Raw genomic sequence first — 22,947 nt, forward strand, 5'->3', positions numbered from 1 at the left:
ACTAGTAAATGTAAAAATTACGCGAAATATATCACGTAATTAAAATTTACTTGACAGCACATAAATTTTTGCATTACTTAATTGACTGCAATGAAGATGATTAATTTCTGGATATAACTTGACCCAGACATGGCTATTCCTATTATTCACTCCCATATTCATTAAATGATAAGTTTGTCAAGCCTACGTTCTAAATTTTATCACAAGTAAAAAAAGAATACTCGGTTAACACTCGATATTAAATTCTTATTAACCAAAAATTAACTTAAGGATGAACTGCTTATGTCAACCTTCTTAGCAGTGGATAGATTTTATATTCACTAAGTTCTTCACCTAATCACAGCATCGTCTCTTGAAGGCGATGAGGCGAAGGCTAAATCTACAAAAAATTAGGAGTTTGGGAATGAATAAAATGAACTTGAAGCTTCATAGCTTGACAGCACTGGGTCTGGTTTCCATGATAGCCACCACCCTAGGGTTCTCGATTTCTGCGGTGCAATCTCAAAGTGTCAAAACTGTGCAAATCGATGGTTCTAGTACAGTTTTTCCGGTTACTGAAGCCGTAGCAGAAGAATTTCAAAAAGCTCAAAGAGGGGTGCGAGTAACCGTTGGTGTGTCCGGTACAGGTGGTGGGTTTAAAAAGTTTTGTCGTGGAGAAACAGACATTTCTGGTGCTTCCCGTCCCATCTTACAAAAAGAAATAGACCAATGTAAAGCTGCCGGTATTCGCTACCTTGAGCTACCAGTGGCCTATGATGCCTTAACCGTAGTAGTTAGCAGGCAAAATAACTGGGTAAATAACCTGACAGTTGCGGAACTGAAGAAAATCTGGGAACCCGCAGCCCAAGGAAAGGTAAATAACTGGAATCAAGTGCGAGCAGGTTTCCCTAACGCATCATTAAAGCTGTTTGGACCTGGTGCTGACTCTGGTACTTTTGACTATTTCACCGAAGCTATTGTAGGGAAATCCAAGTCTAGCCGTGGTGATTTTACTGCCAGCGAAGATGATAATGTCTTGGTACAGGGTGTTGCTCGCGACAGAAATGCCTTGGGCTACTTTGGTTTCGCCTATTATTCAGAAAACACAGATAAGCTCAAAGCAGTATCTATTAATGGTGTAGCCCCTTCAGTACAGACAGTAGAAAATGGTACATACAACCCATTGTCTCGCCCCATTTTTATTTACGTAAGTTCTAAGTCCATTGACAAGCCAGAAGTCAAGCAGTTTGTTGATTTTTACCTAACAAATGGAGCCAAACTCAGCAGAGAAGTAGGATACGTTGGTCTACCTGCTTCAGCTTATACTACCGCCCAGAGGCACGTTAACACCAAGAGATTTGGTACTGTATTTGGTGGTAAAGAAGCTGTTGGTGTAAAAATTGCCGATGTGTTAGCACGTCAAGCAAAAGACTAATTTCGGGGCTGGATTTTGAAGATTTTGTCAACTTACCAAAGAGATTTACTGGTGGTACTTCTCTTTGGATATTGGAATTGCTCATCACGGCTGTTTAGATATTTCCAAAATGAAGATTGCCCAAGGAATTGAGTTTTCTCCCAAGTTAGTGCGAGATTTACGGGAAAGGGGGATTGAGGCTGTGTTATTTTTAGCAGCCCTGTCTTCTGTGGCCACCACGGTGGCAATTATTGGTGTTCTACTTTATGAATCTGCACTTTTTTTTCAACAGGTGTCTTTGTGGGAATTTATCACCTCCACCCAGTGGACACCCCTGTTTGAAAAGAAAAATTTTGGAATTTGGCCTTTAGTTTCGGGAACTTTAGTCACTACATTAGTTGCTTTATCAGTAGCAGTACCCCTAGGTACAATTATTGCTATTTACTTGAGTGAATTTGCTCCCCCTGTAGTCCGGGAGGTCGTTAAGCCAACCTTAGAATTACTAGCTGGTATTCCAACAGTAGTATACGGTTATTTTGCATTGTTATTTGTCACACCCCTCTTGCAGCAAATTTTACCAGACTTACCTGGTTTTAATATGCTCAGTGCGGGGTTAGTCATAGGGATTATGATTATTCCCTATGTCAGTTCTTTAAGTGAAGATGCCATGCGTGCAGTACCGGCATATCTGCGAGAAGGTTCCTATGCAACAGGGGCTACTCGCTTACAAACAGCTTTAAGAGTTGTCATACCCGCCTCAATTTCAGGGATATCAGCTGCCTATATTTTAGGAGTTTCCCGGGCTGCGGGGGAAACCATGGTAGTAGCTATTGCCGCGGGGGGACAACCCAACTTTACCCTTAATCCCATGGAGCCAGCCGCCACTATGACTGCCTACATAGTATCGGTCAGTCTCGGTGACTTACCCCACAATAGCTTAGAATACCAAACAATCTTCGCTGTGGGACTGGCTTTGGTGTTGATGACTTTGGTTTTCAACATTATTGGTCATTTTCTGAGTAAGCGCTACCGGGAGATTTATTGATATGACAAATCTCAAGCTTCAGGAAGCCCGGAAGGCCATTAGCAATAACAAGCGCTCAGAATATATTTTTGGGATCATCAGCCTGTTATCAATGCTGGTTGCCATCATCACCTTGTTGGCGCTATTTTTGGATTTGTTGCACGATGGGTTACCCCGGCTTTCCTGGCAGTTTTTCACTTCTTTTCCCAGTCGCAGACCAGGACAGGCTGGTATTCTCTCTGCCTGGGTAGGTACTATACTTGTGATGTTAGTCACGGCATCCTCTGCAGTACCCATTGGCGTGGCATCGGGAATTTACCTAGAAGAATATGCCCGCAAAAATTGGATATCTGATTTAATCGAAATTAATGTTACTAACTTGGCGGGCGTTCCTTCGATTATTTATGGGCTTTTAGCTTTGGGTGTGTTTGTTTATGGATTGAACCTGGGTGAAAGTGTCATTACTGCCGGGTTAACTTTGGCGCTACTAGTTTTACCTATAGTAATTGTTGCTACTCGTGAGGCTATCCGTGCTATTCCTAATAGTATTCGCGAGGCTGCTTATGCAACCGGGGCTTCTAAGTGGCAGGTAATCTGGGATCACGTTTTGCCCTACTCCACAGGAACAATTCTGACTGGTGTGATTGTGGCCTTGGCGCGGGCTATTGGTGAGACTGCGCCTTTAATTACTATTGGGGCTTTGACATTTATTGCCTTCTTACCTGACCCCCCAATCACGAGTGATTTTCCCTTCATTTCATTTGCTTGGTTATCTGCTCCTTTTACTGTGCTGCCAATTCAAATGTTTTCTTGGGTATCTCGTCCCCAAACTAGCTTTCAGGTGAACGCTGCGGCAGCGGGTATTGTTCTGATTGTGATTACTTTGTCCATGAATGCTGTAGCAATTTATTTCCGTTATCGTTTACGCAGTAAAATCAAATGGTAGAAACAGGATATTCCAAACTGAACAAGCCCTTAAAGGCGGCGGTTAATAGTCTTAATTTTTACTATGCTGGTACAGTCCATGCTCTGAAGAACATTAATATGCCAGTGGCTGAGAAGCAGGTTACGGCATTGATTGGACCATCTGGATGTGGTAAAACTACCCTACTACGTTGTTTCAACCGGATGCATGACCTCTATCCGGGTAATCGCTATGGAGGAGAAATCACTCTAGAACCAGATGGGGTCAACCTGCTAAGTCGTAAAGTTGACCCCATTGAAGTGCGAATGCGGATTAGTATGGTGTTTCAAAGACCTAATCCTTTTCCTAAGTCTATTTATGAAAATGTGGCTTATGGTTTGAGGGTACGGGGTGAAACTAGACGTGACATTATTGATGAGAAAGTAGAAACAGCTTTGCAAAGTGCGGCTTTGTGGGATGAAGTCAAAGACCGTCTGAGTGATTTAGCTTTTAACCTTTCTGGTGGTCAACAGCAAAGGCTCTGTATCGCCCGGGCTTTGGCTACTGAACCGGAAATGGTACTATTTGATGAACCAACATCTGCCCTAGACCCCATAGCTACTGCCAGCATTGAAGAGTTAATTACTAAACTGAAAACAACAGTGACGATTTTGATTGTCACCCATAATATGCAGCAAGCAACTCGTTTATCTGACTATACGGCATTTATGTATTTGGGCGAACTGGTGGAGTTTGATCAGACAGAGGTCATTTTTCATCACCCTTCTGAGGCAAAAACGGCAGATTATGTTAGTGGTCGTTTTGGATAATCTTTTGTTTCCACAATTTTAGTGGCAAAAAACAAAGCTAGCAGGTAGCTGGCTACCTGCTGCTAGCTAAGTACATATATCATCGCCATGTTTGATTAGGGTAGTGCTGATTCCCTATACTGGATTAAAATAACTTGACCCCAACTAGTTTGGGGTTAAGAAAAGTTCACTACTGGGTTAATTTACCGTTAAACTTAGATATCAAGGGGAAATTATTGTAGTAGGTGGGTATTTTTGGCTTATTTACCCATTTTTTGACGGTTTGCAAGATGACTTTGCCAGCTTAGTTAAAGCTAATCATGAATTAATATTAAGAAAACATATGTAATATGTTTTCTTCCTATTCACCTTTATTATAACCATGGCCAGAGACTTACGGGGATTCATCAAAATTCTGGAAGAAAGAGGACAATTAAAGAGAATTTCCGCTTTAGTTGACCCAGAATTAGAAATTGCAGAAATTTCCAACCGGATGCTACAAAAAGGTGGACCAGGGTTACTATTTGAGAACGTTAAAGGCGCATCGTTCCCGGTGGCGGTTAATTTGATGGGAACTGTGCAAAGGATATGCTGGGCAATGAATATGCAGCATCCAGAAGAGTTGGAAACTCTGGGTAAAAAGCTGGGTATGCTGCAACAACCAAAACCACCAAAAAAGATTTCCCAAGCTATAGACTTTGGGAAGGTGCTGTTTGATGTAGTGAAGGCTAAACCAGGACGAGACTTTTTCCCACCTTGTCAACAAGTGGTAGTCCAAGGTGATGATTTAGATTTAAATAAGTTACCCTTAATACGTCCGTATGTAGGCGATGCCGGTAAGATTATCACTCTGGGATTAGTAATTACCAAGGACTGTGAAACGGGTACGCCCAATGTAGGTGTGTATCGCTTGCAACTGCAATCTCGAAATACGATGACTGTTCACTGGTTATCTGTGCGGGGTGGGGCTAGACATTTACGCAAGGCTGCTGAATGTGGTAAAAAGTTAGAAGTGGCGATCGCTCTGGGTGTAGATCCTTTAATCATTATGGCTGCGGCAACACCCATTCCTGTAGATCTATCAGAATGGTTGTTTGCAGGACTCTATGGCGGTTCCGGTGTCAACCTAGCAAAATGTAAAACTGTAGATTTAGAAGTTCCCGCAGATTCAGAATTTGTCTTGGAAGGGACAATTACACCAGGGGAAGTATTACCAGATGGCCCCTTTGGCGACCATATGGGTTACTACGGTGGTGTGGAAGATTCTCCGTTGGTGCGCTTCCAATGTATGACCCACCGCAAAGACCCCATTTATTTAACCACTTTTAGCGGTCGTCCCCCCAAGGAAGAGGCGATGATGGCGATCGCCCTGAATCGGATTTACACTCCTATTTTGCGGCAACAAGTCTCGGAAATTGTGGATTTCTTCTTACCAATGGAAGCCTTAAGTTACAAAGCTGCGATTATTTCCATTGATAAAGCATATCCAGGACAGGCGCGACGGGCTGCTTTGGCGTTTTGGAGTGCCTTACCCCAATTTACTTATACTAAATTTGTGATTGTGGTGGATAAAGATATCAATATTCGTGATCCGCGTCAAGTAGTATGGGCTATCAGTTCCAAAGTTGATCCCTCTAGGGATGTATTTATTTTGCCTAATACACCCTTTGATACCTTAGATTTTGCTAGTGAGAAAATTGGTTTAGGTGGACGCATGGGTATTGATGCGACTACGAAAATACCACCCGAAACAGACCACGAATGGGGCGCACCTCTGGAGTCAGACCCCAATATAGCAGCGATGGTAGATAGACGCTGGGCTGAGTATGGTTTAGCGAATTTAAAGTTAGGGGAGGTAGATCCCAATTTGTTCGGCTACGATATGCGGTAAAAAGTAGTAGCCCCTCTTCCCTAGGGAGGAGGGGGAGATCAGGATTGTCTGCTTGATTCATTTGTGTGGAATTTCCAGAACTACCAACTGTTGGCTGTTCTACGTCTATAGGGTTCTCCTGTAAATGGCTGTACACCAATCACCGGATAAGCATCGTCAGTAGGTGTAAAAATCCGCATTACGGCTTCAGAAACATACTGCATGATGCTAGCTAATCTGTTTGAAATCGCCATATGAGACTCCTTGCTGAGTCGCGTTGGTTTTGATTTATCTACTTTAGTACTGATGTTGTCCACAACATTAAAATTGCAACATATTATAAATATGTTTAATCTTTATTTAGTTATCTTTGCAACAGTTTATATTTTGGTTAAGTTTTACTTATGTTGATATTTGAGATTTTTCACAAAACCTTGCTCAAAAATTAGCAGTAAATATTGGTATAAATTACTATTAAAATAAGTTAAATAATGGCAATTTATCAAATAATCCCCATGGTTAAATTTATGTTTAGAGGACTCATATAACTTTATGCTGGGCTGATTTGATATTATATATGGTAAAATCTACTATAACAAAGGGTTAAAATGTGGTAAAAATACTCTGGCATGGCAAGTGATCCCGAAGATTATCAAATTATCATGTATGAATTATTGCTATTTAAACGCAAATGATAGGTAAATTACCCAAAGGTAAAATATGAAAATTGCTTTGTTTGGTACTAGTGCGGATCCGCCGACAGCTGGACATCAAAAGATTCTGAGGTGGTTGTGTGAGGTTTATGATTGGGTGGCGGTTTGGGCTGCTGATAATCCTTTTAAGTCTCATCAAACACCTTTGGAACATCGGGCAACAATGCTGCAATTATTGATTGAGGATATCGATACCCCACGCAGCAATATTACTTTAGAACAGGATTTGAGTAGCTTTAGAACTCTGGAAACTGTGGAAAAAGCCCAGGCTCGCTGGGGTGATGATACTGAGTTTACATTGGTGATTGGTTCCGATTTATTACATCAGTTACCGCGTTGGTATCGTATTCAAAATTTGTTGCAGCAAGTAGAACTATTAATTGTGGCTCGACCAGGATATGCCATAGACAAGTATAGCTTGGAACCGGTGAAAAATCTAGGCGGTCAAATTGCGATCGCTAGCTTAACCGGTATAGATGTTTCCTCCACCGCCTATCGTGAACATGGAGATACTCAAGCCCTGACTCCCCCAATTATCGCTTATATTCATCAACAGCATTTGTACAAATGCCAGGACGCAACCACAAAAAGATACCAAGTCTGCTAAATCAACAACCTTGGGCTGATTTTAAAGTGGGTGTTGATAACGTCATTTTTTCTGTAGATACCGCTCAAAATCGGCTGCTAGTGCTTTTAGTCATGCGACAGCAAGAACCATGTTTAAATTCCTGGAGTCTTCCGGGTACTTTAGTACGTAAAGGAGAATCCTTAGAAGATGCTGCTTATCGGATTATGGCAGAGAAAATTAGAGTAAATAATCTCTATTTAGAGCAGTTATACACCTTTGGCGGACCAAATCGCGACCCTAGAGAAACTACTAATGGTTATGGTGTACGTTATCTATCCGTGAGTTACTTTGCTCTAGTCAGGTTTGAAGAAGCAGAACTAATTGCAGAGCAAGTGACTGGAATTGCTTGGTATCCAGTCAAAGAAGTACCGCAATTAGCCTTTGATCATAATCAAGTCTTGGCTTATGGACACAGACGCTTAAGAAATAAGTTAGAGTATAGTCCCGTAGCTTTTGACATTCTACCCGCCAGCTTCACCTTAAATGATTTGTATCAATTATACACCACAGTTTTAGGGGACAATTTCGCCGACTATTCTAACTTTCGGGCGCGTTTACTCAAGTTAGGTTTTTTATCCGATACGGGAATTAAAGTATCACGGGGTGCTGGTCGTCCGGCTAGTTTATATAAATTTGATGCAGAGGCGTTTGCTCCTTTTAAAGATAAACCTTTAGTCTTTATTTAATAGCTTATCCTCATCTTTGTGCATCTGTGAGAAATTCGTTATATGGTGTACCTCACACAGGAAAAAATTGCTATATACCAACCATGAAAATTGCGATCGCTCAACTAAATCCTACTATTGGTGATTTGTCCACTAATGCTCAGAAAATTCTCGAAGCAGCCCAAAAAGCAGCCAATCAAGGTGCGCGTTTATTATTAACCCCAGAACTTTCCTTGTGTGGCTATCCCCCGCGAGATTTATTACTAAATCCTAGTTTTGTCACAGCTATGGGGATGACATTACAACAGCTAGCTACAGATTTACCGCCCAATTTATCTGTATTGGTAGGAACTGTTTCCCCCAATTTAAAAGCTGATAGCACTGGGGGAAAAAGTTTATTTAATAGCATCGCTTTGTTGACAGAAGGGAAAGTAAAACAAGTTTTTCATAAGCGACTTTTACCGACCTATGATGTCTTTGATGAAAACCGTTACTTTGAACCAGGGCTACAAGCTAATTATTTCACCCTAGATAATCTTGATATTGGTGTAACTATTTGTGAAGATTTATGGAACGATGAAGACTTTTTAGGAAAACGTAATTATGCCGTTAATCCTATTGCTGATTTAGCGATTTTGCGTGTAGATTTGATTGTCAATTTGTCAGCTTCACCCTATAGTGTTGGTAAACAGCAGTATCGAGAATCTATGCTCAATCATAGTGCGGTACGTTTTTCACAACCAATGATTTATACCAATCAAGTCGGGGGAAATGATGATTTAATTTTTGATGGACGTAGTTTTGGTTTAAATCGTCAGGGTGAAATTGTCTGTCGTGCTCGTGGTTTTGCCACTGATTTGGTCATAGTTGAATTTGATCAAGCCCGGGGAGATTTACAATTGAGTTCTGTGGCACCGGTATATCAGTCAGAAGAGGAAGAAATTTGGCACGCCTTGGTGTTGGGAGTGCGAGATTACGCCCAAAAGTGTCATTTTTCTAAAGTTTTGCTGGGTCTAAGTGGGGGAATTGATTCAGCATTAGTCGCCGCCATCGCCGCCGCGGCCGTCGGTAAAGAAAATGTCATCGGTGTACTGATGCCTTCTCCTTACAGTTCAGAGCATTCTGTAACTGATGCTTTGGCATTAGCGGAAAATTTGGGTATTCAAACTACTATCTTAAAAATAGGGGAATTAATGTCAGGGTTCGATCACACCTTGGCTGACTTGTTCGCTGGTACTGAATTTGGCATTGCTGAGGAAAATATCCAATCCCGGATTCGTGGTAATTTATTGATGGCGGTCGCTAACAAGTTCGGTTATCTCTTATTATCTACCGGCAACAAGTCAGAAATGGCAGTGGGTTATTGCACCCTTTACGGTGATATGAATGGTGGCTTGGCTGTAATTGCTGATGTTCCCAAAACCCGTGTTTATTCACTGTGCCACTGGTTAAATAGTAATGGCGACATTATTCCCCACAATATTCTCATCAAACCACCCAGTGCTGAACTCAAACCCGGACAAGTTGATCAAGATTCTCTACCCCCCTACGAGATTTTAGATGACATCTTACAACGCTTCATCCATAACCACCAATCAGCAGCCCAAATTGTCGCCGCAGGTCATGACCGGTTCATTGTCAATCGAGTCATTCAAATGGTCGCCCGTGCTGAATTTAAACGCAGACAAGCACCCCCAGGATTAAAAATTACAGATCGTGCCTTTGGTACTGGTTGGCGAATGCCAATTGCTAGTAACTGGGGTGCTGTCGAAAAAGTTGTTAATTAACCCCCTAGGTCTCTCAACATCCCATTAATCCTATCAACTCCAGCCGTGTCATTGCGCCGTTGATACAAGTTACGGGCTGTCTGTAGTAATTGGTTGGCGCGGGCTGTATTTCTTCGCTGTTGATACATCTTAGCCATCAACTCATAAGTTTGGGGATTATTGGGGTCTAGTTTAATTGCTTCTTCGTAAGCCCAATTAGCAGCAGTAAAGTCTCCCAGACGAGATTGGGTGAAACCTAATCCCAAGTAGGCATTTAAATGGTTACGGTTGAGTTGGATAGCACGACGGTAAGACTCTTTCGCCCCATTAATGTCATTCAAGTTAACTTTAATGTAACCCATGGCGTAATGAAAATCGCTATTATTCGGGTTAATAGCGATCGCTCGACGATAGGAGGCTAGGGCTTCTGGAAATTTTCCTTGTTTAGCATACAGGTAGCCTATCCCAGAATGAATTCTGGCATTCTTTGGTTCTATCTGAGCCGCTTGTTGATAAATGGCGATCGCCCCATTATAGTCCTGGTCTCTTACCAGTTTCTGCCCTTCCTCAAACAGTCTCCTGACTTGGGAGTTATTGGTTTGCGCCATCAGTATTTGGCTCTGAGCCATGGAGGGTATGCTAACGGTAGTCAGTCCTAAGCATAGAATACTAACTACAAGTGAAATGGGCTTGTACATAGTAAAATTCCGTCAATTATAGGGGAGGTTTTTGTACATTAAAACAAAAATTATCAGTTTTGAAAACCACATTTATTTACTCTGGCCAAATTTAAATATCTGGTTAATTCAGATACTTTTTTACAGGACAAGACAGCCTGAGTTGATATTCAATATATAGTATTCACTATATCCTATCAATCAAGTATTTGGACAAAACGCCTAGTTTAATGAGTTTTTCTCATCTTAAATATAAGTTTTTTATTACCAATAATAGAATAACTAAGGGTATAAATGACGGACAATACACGACATACACCCGCCAAAGACTAATCTGCTATTACGGGGTTAATTTATGATTCTCACTACAACTGATGTGATTCAAGGTGCCATTATTGAATCATATTTAGGGATTGTCACCGCGGAAGTTGTGTACGGGAGTAATTTCATCCGCGATTTTTTTGCCAGCATTCGAGATATTATCGGTGGGCGTACTGCTAGTTATGAGCGACTATTTGAGCAGGGACAACGCAAAGCCATAGAAGAATTAGAAAAACGTGCACATGCTTTAGGTGCAGATGCTGTAATTGGTATTCAATTTCATACTGGTACCATCAATATCAATGTTGAACAGACCGGGGTGATGTTGCTAATTACCGCCACAGGTACGGCTGTGAAAATACGTTAGCTTGTTAATAGTCTTTTGTCCGGTGGCTAATGGGTAATCTCATCTGTTGTGATTACCCATTTTTGTGAGCATGACTAAAAGGCCGCATCTGATTTCTTGGAGAAAGTCCTATGAAACCTCACGCCCACCCTCTAATTATTAAGGAGGGCGAGAAAGAATCTTGTTGCTCGCTCCTCACATAACCTCAAACAATCAAGACATTAATAATCGATGGATTAGCTATAAATTTATTAATTAATTGCATTTCATCCTACTGAAGATAGAGTAATTAAGTCATGCTGTTGATAGATATTAAAAATCAAAGCTGGGAATTTAATTTAAAGCATAAGCATGACTCAAAAAAATGAATATACTTGAGAAAAACTTTGCTGACAAAGCAATGGAGAAAATTAACTATGTCATACATAAATCGTGTAGGCGATGAAGTTATTAATGAACCACAACTAGGAGCTAGAGTCGCTGAATATCATGACCGGGTGCGTTGGGGACCAATCATTGCCGGTGTATTGGTAGCCCTAGCTACTCAATTAATCTTGAGTTCCTTATTTGGTGCTATCGGCGCAGCTAGCATTGCTGGTTCGGGAGCCCCCAGGACTATAGCCCCTGATGTTGCTGCTAATGTGGGAGTCTGGTCAACCCTAGCTTTGTTGATCTCCTTGTTCATTGGTGGTTGGGTGACAACTCGTACTTGTGGCCCCATGAATCGAAATACAGCCCTACTCAACGGCGCAATTCTCTGGGCTACTACTATCGCCCTGAGTTCTTGGTTATTAGCAACCGGAGTATGGGGTACTTTTGGCGTGGTGGCTCCCAATATTGCAGTAGTACCAGCACCTGAACTAGGCACACCCCCACCGGAAACGGCTGTAACTGCTGAACAAGCCCGCCAAATTGCTGGGGCTACTTCTAGAGCTTTGTGGTGGTTTGTGTTGGGATCCCTGTTAAGTTTAGCTGCGGCTCTTATGGGGGCTGTTGTGGGCGCTCGCAGTCCTAGAACTAACAATTATCGGACTTAAATGTGGTACTTAAAATTACATAAAGTTCATCGCTAAAAGTACCTTTTTGAAGGTGCTTTTTATTGCGGTGTGGAATTTTTACCACTTCAAATATGAAGCTTCAATTCCCTGCTCTCGCTTAATTTTGGCATCCTTTTCAAACCAAGTAATCAGCTGCTGGGTGCTTAGGTCTTCTATAGCAACACCGTATTCTTGGGCTATATGCTGTAAAAGTTTGAGGGATGAAATTGTTAGTCTGGTGAGAAACTTTTCCGAAGAAGACAACAAGGCGCTATCAACTTGTGCCGACTCTTCTAAGGTGAGAAATTGTGCTGAAGGTTGCTGTGGTAGTATATCCATATATTTAGTTGTTGAATGTAAGTCAAAATTATTACTACTTACTCATCTGTTTGTTCTGGTCGCCCTTGCACTAAATACCCGCAACGATGTTCACCATTGATAATCCAATGGGTTCGCTCTACGTGACAATCTGGTAACACCGCCGCAAACATTTCTAATTCATGACCGCAGATGCTAGGGAAGGACTCGGCAACATTAGAAATGGCACAATTATGTTCCATGAAGATAAAGCTATCACCATGGGAGGATTCCACACAGTGATACTCAGCCATGAATCCTTCAGCCTTTCTGACATTGACTAAATTAGCTACACGCTCTTGGAGTGAACCCTTACCGACGCGATCGCGGTATTCTTGGGCTTTCCTCTCCCACTGTTTCTGTAAAATCGAGCTAACTTGTTCACGGCCTACAGTTTCCGCTAAAGTGTCCAGCAGTGACACCGCAAACTCGCCGTAGCGGTCGGCTTGGTGAGTGCTCAAACTTCTTTGTAGGCGATCGCGTCCCCGATGGCTTAATTTATAGATATGTTGCGGCCGCCCCATCCCTACTTGTACAGATGTATACAGAACTAGCTCCTCCGTCTCCAAATCCTTCAGGTGACGACGGATGGCTTGCTTGCTGACATCTAAAACTTCCGCCAACTCAAAAGCAGTTGCTTGTGAGCGTTTAAGCAGATACTCGAGAATATCTTGCTTTGTCGAGGTTTGGTGAGTAATCTCCATTTTCCCTACAAGACGCTGCGCGAACGTCCCCAAAAATTTTTTTAGAAAATTTGACTTTAACAACATTCTTGTTGTTAATTTAGCGTAAAATGAAAATAAATTAAACAACCCGCAAGTTGTTTTACTCCCCAATTACTATTCTAACAGATGTGTAACCACTCGGTCACACCAGCGGAGAATAGGCGCACACCATAGCCCCTCTGCCATCCTTAAAGAGATATCAGTAAACAGATTCCACAATTGCAGTTCTGAACACAAGAGATTTATACCGATGAGTGCCACTGTCAAAACCTTAGTCAACCAACCCTACAAGTACGGCTTTATCACCGATATTGAAGCCGACACTATCCCCCGGGGACTAAACGAGGACGTTGTTCGCTTGATCTCCGCCAAGAAGAACGAACCACAGTTCATGTTAGATTTTCGGCTCAGATGTTATCGCCAGTGGCAAAAAATGACGGAACCAACTTGGCCTAGCGTCAAGTACCCGCCCATCGACTATCAGAATATTATCTACTACTCCGCCCCCAAAAAAGCCAAAGCCAAGCTCAACAGCTTGGATGAAGTAGACCCCACCCTACTAGAAACCTTTGAAAAATTGGGTATTTCCCTATCGGAACAAAAGCGCCTCGCCAATGTCGCCGTTGATGCGATTTTTGATAGCGTTTCGGTGGCTACGACCTTTAAAGAAAAACTAGCCGAAGATGGGGTTATCTTCTGCTCAATTTCCGAAGCCCTACAAGAACACCCCGAACTTGTGCGGAAGTACCTGGGTAGCGTTGTTCCCGCGGCGGATAATTACTTTGCAGCTTTGAATGGTGCTGTATTTAGTGATGGTTCTTTTGTCTATATTCCTAAAGGCGTAAAATGCCCCATGGAATTGTCTACATATTTCCGCATCAACTCTGGTGATACAGGACAATTTGAACGGACTTTGATTGTAGCCGAAGAAGGTAGCTATGTTTCCTACCTAGAAGGTTGTACCGCACCTATGTATGACAGCAACCAACTACACGCCGCTGTAGTGGAACTAGTCGCCCTGGACAACGCCGAAATTAAATACTCCACTGTCCAAAACTGGTACGCCGGGGACGAAAATGGTAAAGGTGGAATCTATAATTTTGTCACCAAACGCGGTTTGTGTCAAGGTGTCAATTCTAAAATTTCCTGGACTCAAGTAGAAACAGGTTCGGCTATTACTTGGAAGTACCCTAGCTGTGTGTTAGTGGGTGATAACTCCGTGGGTGAGTTTTACTCGGTGGCGCTGACCAATAATATGCAGCAAGCTGACACCGGAACCAAAATGATTCATGTGGGTAAAAATACTCGCAGCACGATTATTTCTAAGGGAATTTCAGCGGGTAACTCCAGTAACAGTTATCGCGGTTTAGTGAAAGTCAATCCCACAGCTCAAGGCGCGAGAAATTATTCTCAGTGCGACTCTATGCTGATTGGCGATAATGCCCATGCCAATACTTTCCCTTATATCCAAGTACAAAATAATACCGGAAAAGTGGAGCATGAAGCCTCTACTTCTAAGATTGGCGAAGACCAACTGTTTTACTTCGCTCAGAGAGGTATTTCCCCAGAGGATGCTATTTCTATGATGATTAGCGGCTTCTGTAAGGATGTGTTTAATCAGCTACCTATGGAGTTTGCTGTGGAAGCGGACAAGCTTCTGAGTCTCAAGTTAGAAGGTAGTGTTGGATAATTGTCAACCAAGGGCTAGGCTTTTTATTTTTCCTAGTCTTGATTAAGGAACCACACAGACGCACAGAGCGCAAAGTAAGAGAAGAGAAGAGAGAACATGATTATTGAAAATAGTGAAGTAGTTCTGTCAGTGAAAGATTTGACGGCTAATGTTGATGGAACTCCAATTCTCAAGGGTTTAAATCTTGAGGTGCGATCTGGAGAAATTCATGCGATTATGGGACCCAATGGTTCTGGTAAAAGCACTTTTTCTAAGGTGTTGGCCGGACACCCAGCTTATGAGGTGACTGGTGGTGAGGTGATTTTCCAGGGTGAGAACTTGCTGGAAATGGAACCAGAGCAACGCGCTAGAGCAGGTGTATTTTTGGCCTTTCAATATCCTTTGGAAATTCCAGGTGTGAGTAATTTGGATTTCTTACGGGTAGCTTACAATTCTCGCCGCAAGGCTCAAGGTTTGGAAGAATTGGACGCTTTTGATTTTGATGATTTGATTTCAGAAAAGTTGGATGTAGTGAAAATGAATCCGGCTTTTTTGAATCGCAGTCTCAATGAAGGCTTTTCTGGTGGCGAGAAGAAGCGCAATGAAATTCTGCAAATGGCCCTGCTGGAACCAAAGTTGAGTATTCTGGATGAGACTGATTCGGGTTTGGATATTGATGCTCTCAAAATTGTGGCTAATGGCGTGAATCAGTTAACTAGTCCAGAAAATGCCACCATTATGATTACTCACTATCAACGCTTACTTAATTATATTGTCCCGGATTTTGTCCATGTTATGGCTCGGGGTCGCATCCTCACCAGTGGTGGTAAGGATTTGGCTCTAGAATTGGAAACTCGCGGTTATGACTGGGTGTTAGAAGCTGCTGAGGTGGGTGTGTAATGACTATTCAAGTTGAGTCTATTCCCGTTTCTAACTCTCATGGTCTGCGGGATAGGGATGATTTTCTGACTGGGTTATTAAATCAAGTAATTTCTCCTAAAACCCAGGACTGGTTAGAGGAATTACGCCAAGGTGCTGCTCATGGGGTACGTCATGCTACTATCCCCACCACCCGCAATGAGGAATGGCGTTTTACTGATTTGTCAGCTTTACGCCAAGTACAGTTTCATGTAGATACACAATTAAAATCAGCTGATATCTCGGCTTTAACTTTACCAGAAGCTGTTAACAGTCGTTTGGTATTTGTTAATGGTGTTTATGCGCCCCATTTATCCGCAGTCGCAGATTTACCATCTGGGGTTGTGGTCGGTAATTTGGCGGGTTTGTCCCAGTCTCAGCAGGAGGGTGTTAAACCCTATTTAGCACAAGCTGAAGGTTCACAAGAGGTGTTTACTGCTCTTAATACTGCTGGAATTTCTGATGCGGCGGTGTTGTGGGTGGGGAAAAATGTCACCGTTGACACGCCTATTCATCTGTTGTTTCTCAATACTGCTGATGAGCAACCGAGCATTTACCAGCCTCGTTGTTTGGTAGTGGCGGAGTCTAGTAGTAGTGTAACTTTGGTGGAAGATTTTACTTTTGCTGGGTTGGGGGAGACGGAAAACACTAAGAACAAGCCGGTTTACCTGACTAATGCGGTAACGGAAATTTGGCTGGGTGACAATGCTCAGGTGAATCATACTCGGTTAGCGCGCGAAGGTGTAGAAGCTTTTCATATTGGGAAGACGACTGTCACTCAGGCTCGTGATAGTCGATATACTTGTCATGCTTTGACTTTTGGGGGTCGGTTATCTCGCCACAATTTGGAAGTCTTCCAAACTGGTGAGCAAACTGAAACTACTCTCAATGGTTTGACGATGATTTCTCGCAAGCAGTTGGCTGATACTCACAGTCTCATCGCACTTAATCATCCCCATGGTACAAGTAGACAATTACATAAGTGTATTGTAGGCGATCGCGCTCATGCGGTGTTCAACGGTAAAGTTTTTGTCCCCAAACCAGCCCAGTTGACAGATGCAGGACAATTAAATCGCAATTTACTGTTATCGCCAAAGGCGAGAGTGGATACTAAACCCCAATTGGAAATTACCGCCGATAACGTTAAATGCGCTCATGGTGCTACGGTTAGTCAATTGGAAGACGATGACATCTTTTATCTGCAAAGTCGCGGAATTAATGAAAGCGATGGGCGTAAGTTGTTGATTAACGCTTTTGCTGCGGAAATTATCAACCAAATACCCGTCAAGTCTCTGCAAAATATCCTATTAAACACGGTAAATGGTCATGAATGACTATTTATCATCACTAATGACTAATTACCCATGACTTTCACCCCTACCAAAACCCTAGCCGACAAAGTTCGCCCTGACTTCCCCTTACTACATCAGGAAGTTAACGGTAAACCTTTGGTTTATCTGGATAATGCTGCTACCTCTCAAAAACCCGTGTTCGTGTTAAATATCCTACGGGATTATTACGAACAGTATAACGCTAATGTGCATCGCGGCGCTCATACCCTTAGTGCTAAGGCCACTGATGCTTATGAAGGAGCACGAGATAAAGTCGCTAAATTTATTCATGCTGCGTCACGTCAGGAAATCATCTACACTCGCAACGCCAGTGAAGCCATTAATTTGGTAGCTTACAGCTGGGGTATGAACAATTTGCAACCAGGAGATGAGATTATTCTGTCGGTGATGGAACACCACAGTAATATTGTTCCTTGGCAATTGGTAGCACAAAAAACGGGTGCCGTGTTAAAGTTTGTCGAATTGACACCCGCAGGTAGTTTTGATTTAGAACAGTTTAAACAGCTGATTTCCCAGAAAACAAAACTGGTAGCAGTAAGTCATGTTTCTAATACTTTGGGTTGCATTAACCCAGTAGCAGAAATTGCCACCATCGCTCACAGATACGGTGCTAAATTCTTGGTTGATGCTTGCCAAAGTTTACCTCATATGCCCGTGGATGTGCAGGCAATAAACTGTGATTGGTTGGTGGCATCTGGTCACAAAATGTGCGCACCCACTGGTATTGGGTTTTTGTATGGTAAGTTGGCAGTGTTAGAATCTATGCCACCATTTTTCGGTGGTGGTGAGATGATTGCTGATGTATATTTAGACCATTCTACCTATGCAGAATTACCCCATAAATTTGAGGCCGGTACCCCCGCTATTGCTGAGGCGATCGCCCTAGGGGCGGCGGTAGATTATCTTAGTAATATTGGCATGGATAGAATCCACGCCTACGAAGCTGAACTCACCGCTTATTTATTCCAAAAATTAGCCCAAATACCCCAAATTCAAGTTTATGGGCCTAAACCTAACGCCCAAGGAGAAGGTAGAGCTGCTTTAGCTGCATTCACAGTCGCAGATGTCCACCCTAACGACTTATCTACATTATTAGATCAAGAAGGGGTAGCGATTCGTTCTGGACACCATTGCACTCAACCCTTACACCGTTACTTAGGTTTACCGGGAACCGCACGGGTAAGTTTGTCTTTCTATAACACCCGCGAAGAAATTGATATTTTTATCAAGGCTTTGCAGGAAACCCTTGACTTTTTTGCCGGTTTCCAGGCTTAAATGTAAGGTGGGTCATTCCCACCTTTGTGAGGTAACAGAAAAGCACTTATACTTACTAACAAAGATAAAACGGTTAAAAGAGGTTTTCCGTAGTTGCTAATTCTCGTTGTTCATAATGACGACAACCCCCACAAGGACCAATGGGGTTAACAGCACAACGCATATACCCAGAGCGAGCATTAAATTTACAACTAATATCACCGATGAGATAACCCACACCTTCCAAATAATAGCGATCGCGTAGCAGCGGTGACCTAGCGCCATCGCTCTCAAAGGGTGTGATCCTCTCCGGGATGGGTGTTTGTGAGTGAGTAGCTACTTGTCTGGTCCGTCGGCGTGGGTGAAAATGGGTTCTACGAATTACCCACAGGGAAAACAGGGATGGTAATAAACCAACAGTCATCACTAATAGCGTCTTCAACACCTGATCTTGGCCTCTGTTATGCGCTAACTACCTTATCCGATGTTAGCAACGGGTGATTGCTTTGGCATTTAACTAGAATTGTATAGCTTGATGGTTACGCTATGCAAGCTATCGGTAAAATGCACAAAGTTAAGTACAAATCACAGGGATGATGGGAGGCAAAAATGGCATTGGCTGACTTAAGAATTGTGTTGGTGGAACCAGCAGGACCGTTGAACCTAGGGTCAATCGCCAGAGTAATGAAAAATTTTGGTTTACATAACCTAGTCTTAGTCAATCCCCAATGCAAACCACTGTCACCGGAAGCCATGAAAATGGCAGTTCATGCCAAGGATATTTTAGAATCTGCGGTATTAGTACCCACATTATCAGCAGCATTGCACGGATGTGTCCGGGCGATCGCCACCACAGCGCGGGTACGTGATTGGGACACACCCTTAGAAAATCCCCGCAGCGCCCTACCCTGGTTATTAGAGTCACCACAGGAACCCGCAGCCCTGATTTTTGGTAGAGAAGACCGGGGTTTAAGTAATGAAGAACTCAATTATGCTCAGAGGTTTGTTCGCATTCCCACTAGTGACAATTATTCATCCCTGAATTTAGCCTCAGCTGTAGGTATTTGCTGTTATGAACTGGGACAAATAGCACCACCGACAACGCCACCTCCCAGCCTGGAACTGGCATCTTTGGATCTATTAGAAAACTACTATCAGCAGTTAGAATCTCTACTACTAGATATTGGTTACTTGTATCCCCATACAGCGGCTAGTCGCATGGCTAAATTCCGCCAATTGTATAATCGCGCGCACCTACAAACCAAGGAGGTAGCCATGCTCAGAGGGATTCTGCGACAAATAGAATGGGTGATTAAAACCAAGAACCATGAGTAAAACTTATGATTGAACCTGAGAAAATCTACGAAATTATCCCCCTGAAACATTTAAAATAGCTTACACTAAACATACAAAGGCTACTGGTGAGTTTTGGTATGGCTACGCCACGCAAGCTAGAGTGAGATTGCACCGAAAACATTCGAGTGGGTCACAAGGAGTAACAGTGTCAGAGTCAAGTGACAAACTAAGAAACTTTTCCCGGGGTCAACCGACCAACCTTCGCCCGCGTCAGAGTAACGGCCAAAAGGTGGCAAAGAAAAAAGTAAAAGTCATTAATCAGCAGCGTTCTCCCAAGAAACAAGTAGCCGTGACGGGGCTGAATTATAATATGATGCCTCGCTCCAAACCGGTGTTAGCCATGCCTACAGGGGTAAAACCCATGCCCTATATGAGGAGGGGTAAAGCACAATTAAAGACCGTCCGGGTAGACAAGCAAGCAATGCCGAAAATGGGTAGACGAGTATCGCGAAAAACACGGTTAAAGCCCATGGCTAGAACCATGTTATACGCTTTGCGGTTGTTGATTGTGGGAGTGGGTGTCGGTGCGATCATGGGTACGGTGTTGTCAGTGTTAGACCCTGCTACTCGTATGCCCAGTCATTCGGGGACACAATCTCCTCATTTGGGGCAGAATCAGCCGCAAGTTATACATAATACTTCTGGTTTATATTTAACCCAGGAAATTACCCCATTGAAAAATGCTATCCAAAATTTGGCAGTTGCAAACCCCAATCTCAAACCCGGGGTGTTCTTGCTGGATTTAGAGACTGGTGGCTATGTGGATGTGAATGGCTCGAGCAGTTTCTCCTCGGCTAGTACTATTAAAGTACCACTTCTCATCGCCTTTTTCCAAGATGTGGATGCCGGTAAAGTCCGCCTGGATGAAATGCTAACCATGGAAAAAGATATGATAGCCGGTGGTTCGGGAAATCTGCAGTATGAAAAAGTGGGGACTCAGTATAGCGCCATGGAAATCGCTACTCGCATGAGTACAAGCAGCGATAACACCGCTACTAATATGCTGATTGCTCGATTAGGAGGTATGGAAGCCCTGAATCAGCGGTTTCAAATTTGGGGACTCTCCGCTACAGCTATTCGTAATCCTCTCCCGGATTTATCAGGAACCAATACCACTAGCCCCAGGGATTTGGCGAATTTACTGGCTATGGTCAATCAGGGGAATTTAGTCAGTATGCGATCGCGCGACCTTATCCTTGATATTATGCGTCGTACAGAGCGGAATCATCTGCTACCTTCTGGTTTAAGCCCAGGGGCAAGAATACACCACAAAACAGGTGATATTGGCACCATGTTGGGTGATGTGGGTTTAATTGATATCCCCACAGGTAAACGCTACATTGCGGCTGTGATGGTACAACGCCCCCATAATGACCCGGAAGCCGAAAAACTAATTAGCTCTATTTCTAAGGCTGCTTACCAACAATTTAACCAAAATCCGGCATCCAATGCAGTAATGACTCCACCAGCACCTCAGAATATGGGGAACAATATCCCCCCAAATGCTCCTCAAAACCCCTTCTCGACTCCACAACCTTTCCCCTCTAGATAAGTTTTGGTAAATTCAGTCATCACATCTACCACCCCATCGATCCAATTCTTTACCGGTTACTGCTTGGGAAACTAAATTTATTTTCGGCGGTGAACTAAAAGAACATCTAGCAAATATGCAGTTTTGTGGGTAAAATTTAGGTCTTTTGATAACGCATTCCAGGGAGTTGGCAAACTAACCCCATAAGTTCTAACTGTAATAATGTGCTGGAAACTAAGCCTGTATTCATCCCTGTTTTTTGCACAATTAAATCAAAGGTTAAAATATCAGAGTCAATAGCATCCATTACTGCTTGCATTTCTGGCGGTAACCTCGGTAATTTTACCTTTTCTGGAACCTGTTCCGGGATGGGTGTAGTGTCGATTGTATCCAGTTTGGGGATAGCTCCGAGCATTTTTAACAGTTCGTCTAGTTCCCTGAGCACCAAACAAGCACCTTGACTGAGTAATTTTAAACACCCTTGCGATGGATAATCATCGATTCTTCCCGGTAATGCATAGACATCTCTGCCAAATTCATTAGCATAACCAGCCGTAATTAAAGCCCCAGACTTAGCAGGCGCTTCCATGACCAAAACTGCACGGCTTAAACCCGCAATAATCCGATTACGGCGGGGAAAGTGAGTGCGGTCTGGTGGGGTTTTGGCGGAATATTCACTCACTACTAACCCTTGAGTCAAAATCTGTTTATACAAATCGCGATTTTTAGGGGGATAAATGACATCTACGCCGGTTCCTAAAACTGCTATGGTTCTACCCCCCGCTTGCATCGCGGCTAGATGGCTTTCTGTATCAATTCCCTCCGCCATCCCAGATACGACTGTAAAGCCATTTTTAGCCAAGGCTGCGCTAATTTGGCGAGTCCAACGAATACCATAGTCTGAAGGTCGCCGTGTCCCCACAATTCCCACCATGGGTGTTTGTCCCAGATTTTCCCGCAGATCCACTTGACCCCGATAATACAAAACTGGGGGTGGGGTGGGAGTTTCCAGTAATAAACGGGGATAATCTGGCTCCACTGGTGTCCAGAAATGGGGGTTTTCTTGGTGATGTTGGGTGAGTAATTCTTCTGGACGTACACGCGATCGCTGTGCAACTACTTTTTCTAAGGTCTGAAAACCAAAACCTTCCACTTCTGCTAATTCGGCTTTGCTAGCATTCCAAGCTGTACTTACACTACCAAAATGCTGGTTTAGCCGTTGCATTAACACTGGACCCACCCCGGAAATTTGCGACCAAGCTAGCCAATACGCTTTTTCTTCTGCCACGATTAAGTATTCCGATAAAACCTATCTAAAGTTAGCTAATATTTGTACTGACAGCAGATTTAATCTGAGTAGTAGGGCGGGCTTTCCTACCCACCCTACAAGAGCTAGTCCTAAGCTGACTATTTTATAGACAAAACTATACTTATGTTGACAAGCATTAACATAAGTGAGTTAAGAAAATCGCCCACTTGATATATAATCCTACGATATCAAGTATTGAATTAAGACTATTGCCAACGCGAAAACCAAGCAATGATAGCGGTAGTCTTTCTTGTAAATCTTAAGAGAAATATCGCGTCTGGCTAAGGCGTGCAAGTCTACTAAGGGATAACCGCTCCCATGCT

General features: G+C 43.0%; 22 protein-coding genes. 16 read left to right on the forward strand and 6 right to left on the reverse strand.

Going from position 1 to position 22,947, the window contains the following annotated elements; translation table 11 throughout:
* The first annotated feature begins 403 nt into the window (after positions 1-403).
* The 5 genes from NWP22_RS13810 to NWP22_RS13830 all read left to right on the forward strand — a co-directional run bounded on the left by NWP22_RS13810 (position 404) and on the right by NWP22_RS13830 (position 6,021).
* A complete protein-coding gene (locus NWP22_RS13810; RefSeq protein ID WP_271730671.1) occupies positions 404-1,414 on the forward strand; it encodes a PstS family phosphate ABC transporter substrate-binding protein in 1,011 nt (336 codons plus the stop codon).
* Positions 1,415-1,523: 109 nt separating this feature from the next.
* Positions 1,524-2,438 carry a phosphate ABC transporter permease subunit PstC gene (pstC, locus tag NWP22_RS13815; RefSeq protein ID WP_271730690.1) on the forward strand — a complete coding sequence of 305 codons (915 nt, stop codon included), beginning with the start codon at positions 1,524-1,526 and terminating at the stop codon, positions 2,436-2,438.
* A 1-nt stretch (position 2,439) separates the two neighbouring features.
* Positions 2,440-3,363 carry a phosphate ABC transporter permease PstA gene (pstA, locus tag NWP22_RS13820; RefSeq protein WP_271730669.1) on the forward strand — a complete coding sequence of 308 codons (924 nt, stop codon included), beginning with the start codon at positions 2,440-2,442 and terminating at the stop codon, positions 3,361-3,363.
* Entirely contained in the window at positions 3,357-4,151 is a 795-nt protein-coding gene (gene pstB, locus NWP22_RS13825; protein WP_271730668.1) for a phosphate ABC transporter ATP-binding protein PstB, read from the forward strand. Before pstA ends, pstB begins: the two co-directional genes overlap by 7 nt.
* A gap of 361 nt (positions 4,152-4,512) precedes the next feature.
* Positions 4,513-6,021 (forward strand): UbiD family decarboxylase, encoded by a 1,509-nt coding sequence (locus NWP22_RS13830; protein WP_271730667.1) that lies wholly within the window; start codon positions 4,513-4,515, stop codon positions 6,019-6,021.
* Between the two features lie 80 nt (positions 6,022-6,101).
* Here the strand turns inward: NWP22_RS13830 and NWP22_RS13835 are convergent, their stop codons facing one another.
* Complete coding sequence (locus NWP22_RS13835) at positions 6,102-6,254, reverse strand: nicotinate phosphoribosyltransferase (protein ID WP_271730666.1); 153 nt, start codon at positions 6,252-6,254, stop codon at positions 6,102-6,104.
* 466 nt (positions 6,255-6,720) lie between these two features.
* Between NWP22_RS13835 and NWP22_RS13840 the strand changes: the two genes are divergently transcribed.
* From NWP22_RS13840 to NWP22_RS13850, 3 genes are all read left to right on the forward strand, one after another.
* Positions 6,721-7,320: a nicotinate-nucleotide adenylyltransferase gene (locus tag NWP22_RS13840; protein ID WP_271730665.1), complete on the forward strand. Its 600-nt coding sequence runs from the start codon at positions 6,721-6,723 to the stop codon at positions 7,318-7,320.
* Complete coding sequence (locus tag NWP22_RS13845; RefSeq protein WP_271730664.1) at positions 7,281-8,027, forward strand: NUDIX hydrolase; 747 nt, start codon at positions 7,281-7,283, stop codon at positions 8,025-8,027. The genes NWP22_RS13840 and NWP22_RS13845 overlap by 40 nt, the downstream gene beginning before the upstream one ends.
* Positions 8,028-8,110: 83 nt before the next feature.
* Positions 8,111-9,793: an NAD+ synthase gene (locus NWP22_RS13850; RefSeq protein ID WP_271730689.1), complete on the forward strand. Its 1,683-nt coding sequence runs from the start codon at positions 8,111-8,113 to the stop codon at positions 9,791-9,793.
* Here the strand turns inward: NWP22_RS13850 and NWP22_RS13855 are convergent.
* Positions 9,790-10,470, reverse strand: a complete 681-nt coding sequence (locus NWP22_RS13855) for a tetratricopeptide repeat protein (RefSeq protein ID WP_271730663.1) — start codon at positions 10,468-10,470, stop codon at positions 9,790-9,792. The two genes, NWP22_RS13850 and NWP22_RS13855, sit on opposite strands and share 4 nt — an antisense overlap.
* Positions 10,471-10,804: 334 nt before the next feature.
* Between NWP22_RS13855 and NWP22_RS13860 the strand changes: the two genes are divergently transcribed.
* Together NWP22_RS13860 and NWP22_RS13865 are read left to right on the forward strand one after the other, a co-directional pair.
* A complete protein-coding gene (locus tag NWP22_RS13860) occupies positions 10,805-11,137 on the forward strand; it encodes a YbjQ family protein (protein ID WP_271730662.1) in 333 nt (110 codons plus the stop codon).
* A 395-nt stretch (positions 11,138-11,532) separates the two neighbouring features.
* On the forward strand, positions 11,533-12,153 hold the full coding sequence (locus NWP22_RS13865; RefSeq protein ID WP_271730661.1) for a hypothetical protein: 621 nt from the start codon (positions 11,533-11,535) through the stop codon (positions 12,151-12,153).
* A gap of 78 nt (positions 12,154-12,231) precedes the next feature.
* Here the strand turns inward: NWP22_RS13865 and NWP22_RS13870 are convergent, their stop codons facing one another.
* Both NWP22_RS13870 and sufR read right to left on the reverse strand, forming a co-directional pair.
* Complete coding sequence (locus tag NWP22_RS13870; RefSeq protein WP_271730660.1) at positions 12,232-12,492, reverse strand: hypothetical protein; 261 nt, start codon at positions 12,490-12,492, stop codon at positions 12,232-12,234.
* A 38-nt stretch (positions 12,493-12,530) separates the two neighbouring features.
* Entirely contained in the window at positions 12,531-13,214 is a 684-nt protein-coding gene (gene sufR / locus NWP22_RS13875; RefSeq protein ID WP_280801997.1) for an iron-sulfur cluster biosynthesis transcriptional regulator SufR, read from the reverse strand.
* 271 nt (positions 13,215-13,485) lie between these two features.
* On the opposite strand from sufR, the gene sufB reads away from it, so the two are divergent.
* The 4 genes from sufB (at position 13,486) to NWP22_RS13895 (ending at position 18,449) form a co-directional block, all read left to right on the forward strand.
* Positions 13,486-14,925 (forward strand): Fe-S cluster assembly protein SufB, encoded by a 1,440-nt coding sequence (gene sufB / locus NWP22_RS13880; protein WP_271730657.1) that lies wholly within the window; start codon positions 13,486-13,488, stop codon positions 14,923-14,925.
* 96 nt (positions 14,926-15,021) lie between these two features.
* Entirely contained in the window at positions 15,022-15,804 is a 783-nt protein-coding gene (sufC, locus tag NWP22_RS13885; RefSeq protein WP_271730656.1) for a Fe-S cluster assembly ATPase SufC, read from the forward strand.
* Complete coding sequence (gene sufD, locus NWP22_RS13890; protein ID WP_280801998.1) at positions 15,804-17,156, forward strand: Fe-S cluster assembly protein SufD; 1,353 nt, start codon at positions 15,804-15,806, stop codon at positions 17,154-17,156. Before sufC ends, sufD begins: the two co-directional genes overlap by 1 nt.
* A 30-nt stretch (positions 17,157-17,186) precedes the next feature.
* Positions 17,187-18,449 carry a cysteine desulfurase gene (locus NWP22_RS13895; protein WP_280792406.1) on the forward strand — a complete coding sequence of 421 codons (1,263 nt, stop codon included), beginning with the start codon at positions 17,187-17,189 and terminating at the stop codon, positions 18,447-18,449.
* A 73-nt stretch (positions 18,450-18,522) separates the two neighbouring features.
* On the opposite strand, the gene NWP22_RS13900 is transcribed toward NWP22_RS13895, so the two are convergent.
* Positions 18,523-18,873, reverse strand: a complete 351-nt coding sequence (locus NWP22_RS13900) for a DUF6464 family protein (protein WP_271730652.1) — start codon at positions 18,871-18,873, stop codon at positions 18,523-18,525.
* A gap of 164 nt (positions 18,874-19,037) precedes the next feature.
* Between NWP22_RS13900 and NWP22_RS13905 the strand changes: the two genes are divergently transcribed.
* Together NWP22_RS13905 and NWP22_RS13910 are read left to right on the forward strand one after the other, a co-directional pair.
* Positions 19,038-19,763 (forward strand): RNA methyltransferase, encoded by a 726-nt coding sequence (locus NWP22_RS13905; protein WP_280801999.1) that lies wholly within the window; start codon positions 19,038-19,040, stop codon positions 19,761-19,763.
* Between the two features lie 166 nt (positions 19,764-19,929).
* Positions 19,930-21,336 (forward strand): class A beta-lactamase-related serine hydrolase, encoded by a 1,407-nt coding sequence (locus NWP22_RS13910; protein WP_280802000.1) that lies wholly within the window; start codon positions 19,930-19,932, stop codon positions 21,334-21,336.
* Positions 21,337-21,472: 136 nt separating this feature from the next.
* Here the strand turns inward: NWP22_RS13910 and dprA are convergent, their stop codons facing one another.
* The gene (gene dprA, locus NWP22_RS13915; protein WP_271730647.1) at positions 21,473-22,603 is read right to left on the reverse strand and encodes a DNA-processing protein DprA; all 1,131 of its coding nucleotides are present in this window, start codon (positions 22,601-22,603) and stop codon (positions 21,473-21,475) included.
* Between the last annotated feature and the right edge of the window lie 344 nt (positions 22,604-22,947).

The sequence above is a fragment of the Anabaenopsis tanganyikae CS-531 genome, assembly GCF_029891675.1.
Lineage (GTDB): Bacteria > Cyanobacteriota > Cyanobacteriia > Cyanobacteriales > Nostocaceae > Anabaenopsis > Anabaenopsis arnoldii.

Excerpts from the sequence above, each read along its gene's own strand:
- NWP22_RS13905 (WP_280801999.1), top strand. The coding sequence starts at position 19,038 with ATGGCATTGGCTGACTTAAGAATTGTGTTGGTGGAACCAGCAGGACCG.
- NWP22_RS13865 (WP_271730661.1), top strand. The coding sequence starts at position 11,533 with ATGTCATACATAAATCGTGTAGGCGATGAAGTTATTAATGAACCACAA.
- pstC (WP_271730690.1), top strand. The coding sequence starts at position 1,524 with ATGAAGATTGCCCAAGGAATTGAGTTTTCTCCCAAGTTAGTGCGAGAT.
- sufD (WP_280801998.1), top strand. The coding sequence starts at position 15,804 with ATGACTATTCAAGTTGAGTCTATTCCCGTTTCTAACTCTCATGGTCTG.
- NWP22_RS13845 (WP_271730664.1), top strand. The coding sequence starts at position 7,281 with ATGCCAGGACGCAACCACAAAAAGATACCAAGTCTGCTAAATCAACAA.
- NWP22_RS13835 (WP_271730666.1), bottom strand. The coding sequence starts at position 6,254 with ATGGCGATTTCAAACAGATTAGCTAGCATCATGCAGTATGTTTCTGAA.
- pstB (WP_271730668.1), top strand. The coding sequence starts at position 3,357 with ATGGTAGAAACAGGATATTCCAAACTGAACAAGCCCTTAAAGGCGGCG.
- NWP22_RS13810 (WP_271730671.1), top strand. The coding sequence starts at position 404 with ATGAATAAAATGAACTTGAAGCTTCATAGCTTGACAGCACTGGGTCTG.
- NWP22_RS13850 (WP_271730689.1), top strand. The coding sequence starts at position 8,111 with ATGAAAATTGCGATCGCTCAACTAAATCCTACTATTGGTGATTTGTCC.
- NWP22_RS13855 (WP_271730663.1), bottom strand. The coding sequence starts at position 10,470 with ATGTACAAGCCCATTTCACTTGTAGTTAGTATTCTATGCTTAGGACTG.
- NWP22_RS13860 (WP_271730662.1), top strand. The coding sequence starts at position 10,805 with ATGATTCTCACTACAACTGATGTGATTCAAGGTGCCATTATTGAATCA.
- sufC (WP_271730656.1), top strand. The coding sequence starts at position 15,022 with ATGATTATTGAAAATAGTGAAGTAGTTCTGTCAGTGAAAGATTTGACG.
- pstA (WP_271730669.1), top strand. The coding sequence starts at position 2,440 with ATGACAAATCTCAAGCTTCAGGAAGCCCGGAAGGCCATTAGCAATAAC.
- NWP22_RS13840 (WP_271730665.1), top strand. The coding sequence starts at position 6,721 with ATGAAAATTGCTTTGTTTGGTACTAGTGCGGATCCGCCGACAGCTGGA.
- NWP22_RS13895 (WP_280792406.1), top strand. The coding sequence starts at position 17,187 with ATGACTTTCACCCCTACCAAAACCCTAGCCGACAAAGTTCGCCCTGAC.
- sufR (WP_280801997.1), bottom strand. The coding sequence starts at position 13,214 with ATGGAGATTACTCACCAAACCTCGACAAAGCAAGATATTCTCGAGTAT.
- NWP22_RS13830 (WP_271730667.1), top strand. The coding sequence starts at position 4,513 with ATGGCCAGAGACTTACGGGGATTCATCAAAATTCTGGAAGAAAGAGGA.
- NWP22_RS13870 (WP_271730660.1), bottom strand. The coding sequence starts at position 12,492 with ATGGATATACTACCACAGCAACCTTCAGCACAATTTCTCACCTTAGAA.
- sufB (WP_271730657.1), top strand. The coding sequence starts at position 13,486 with ATGAGTGCCACTGTCAAAACCTTAGTCAACCAACCCTACAAGTACGGC.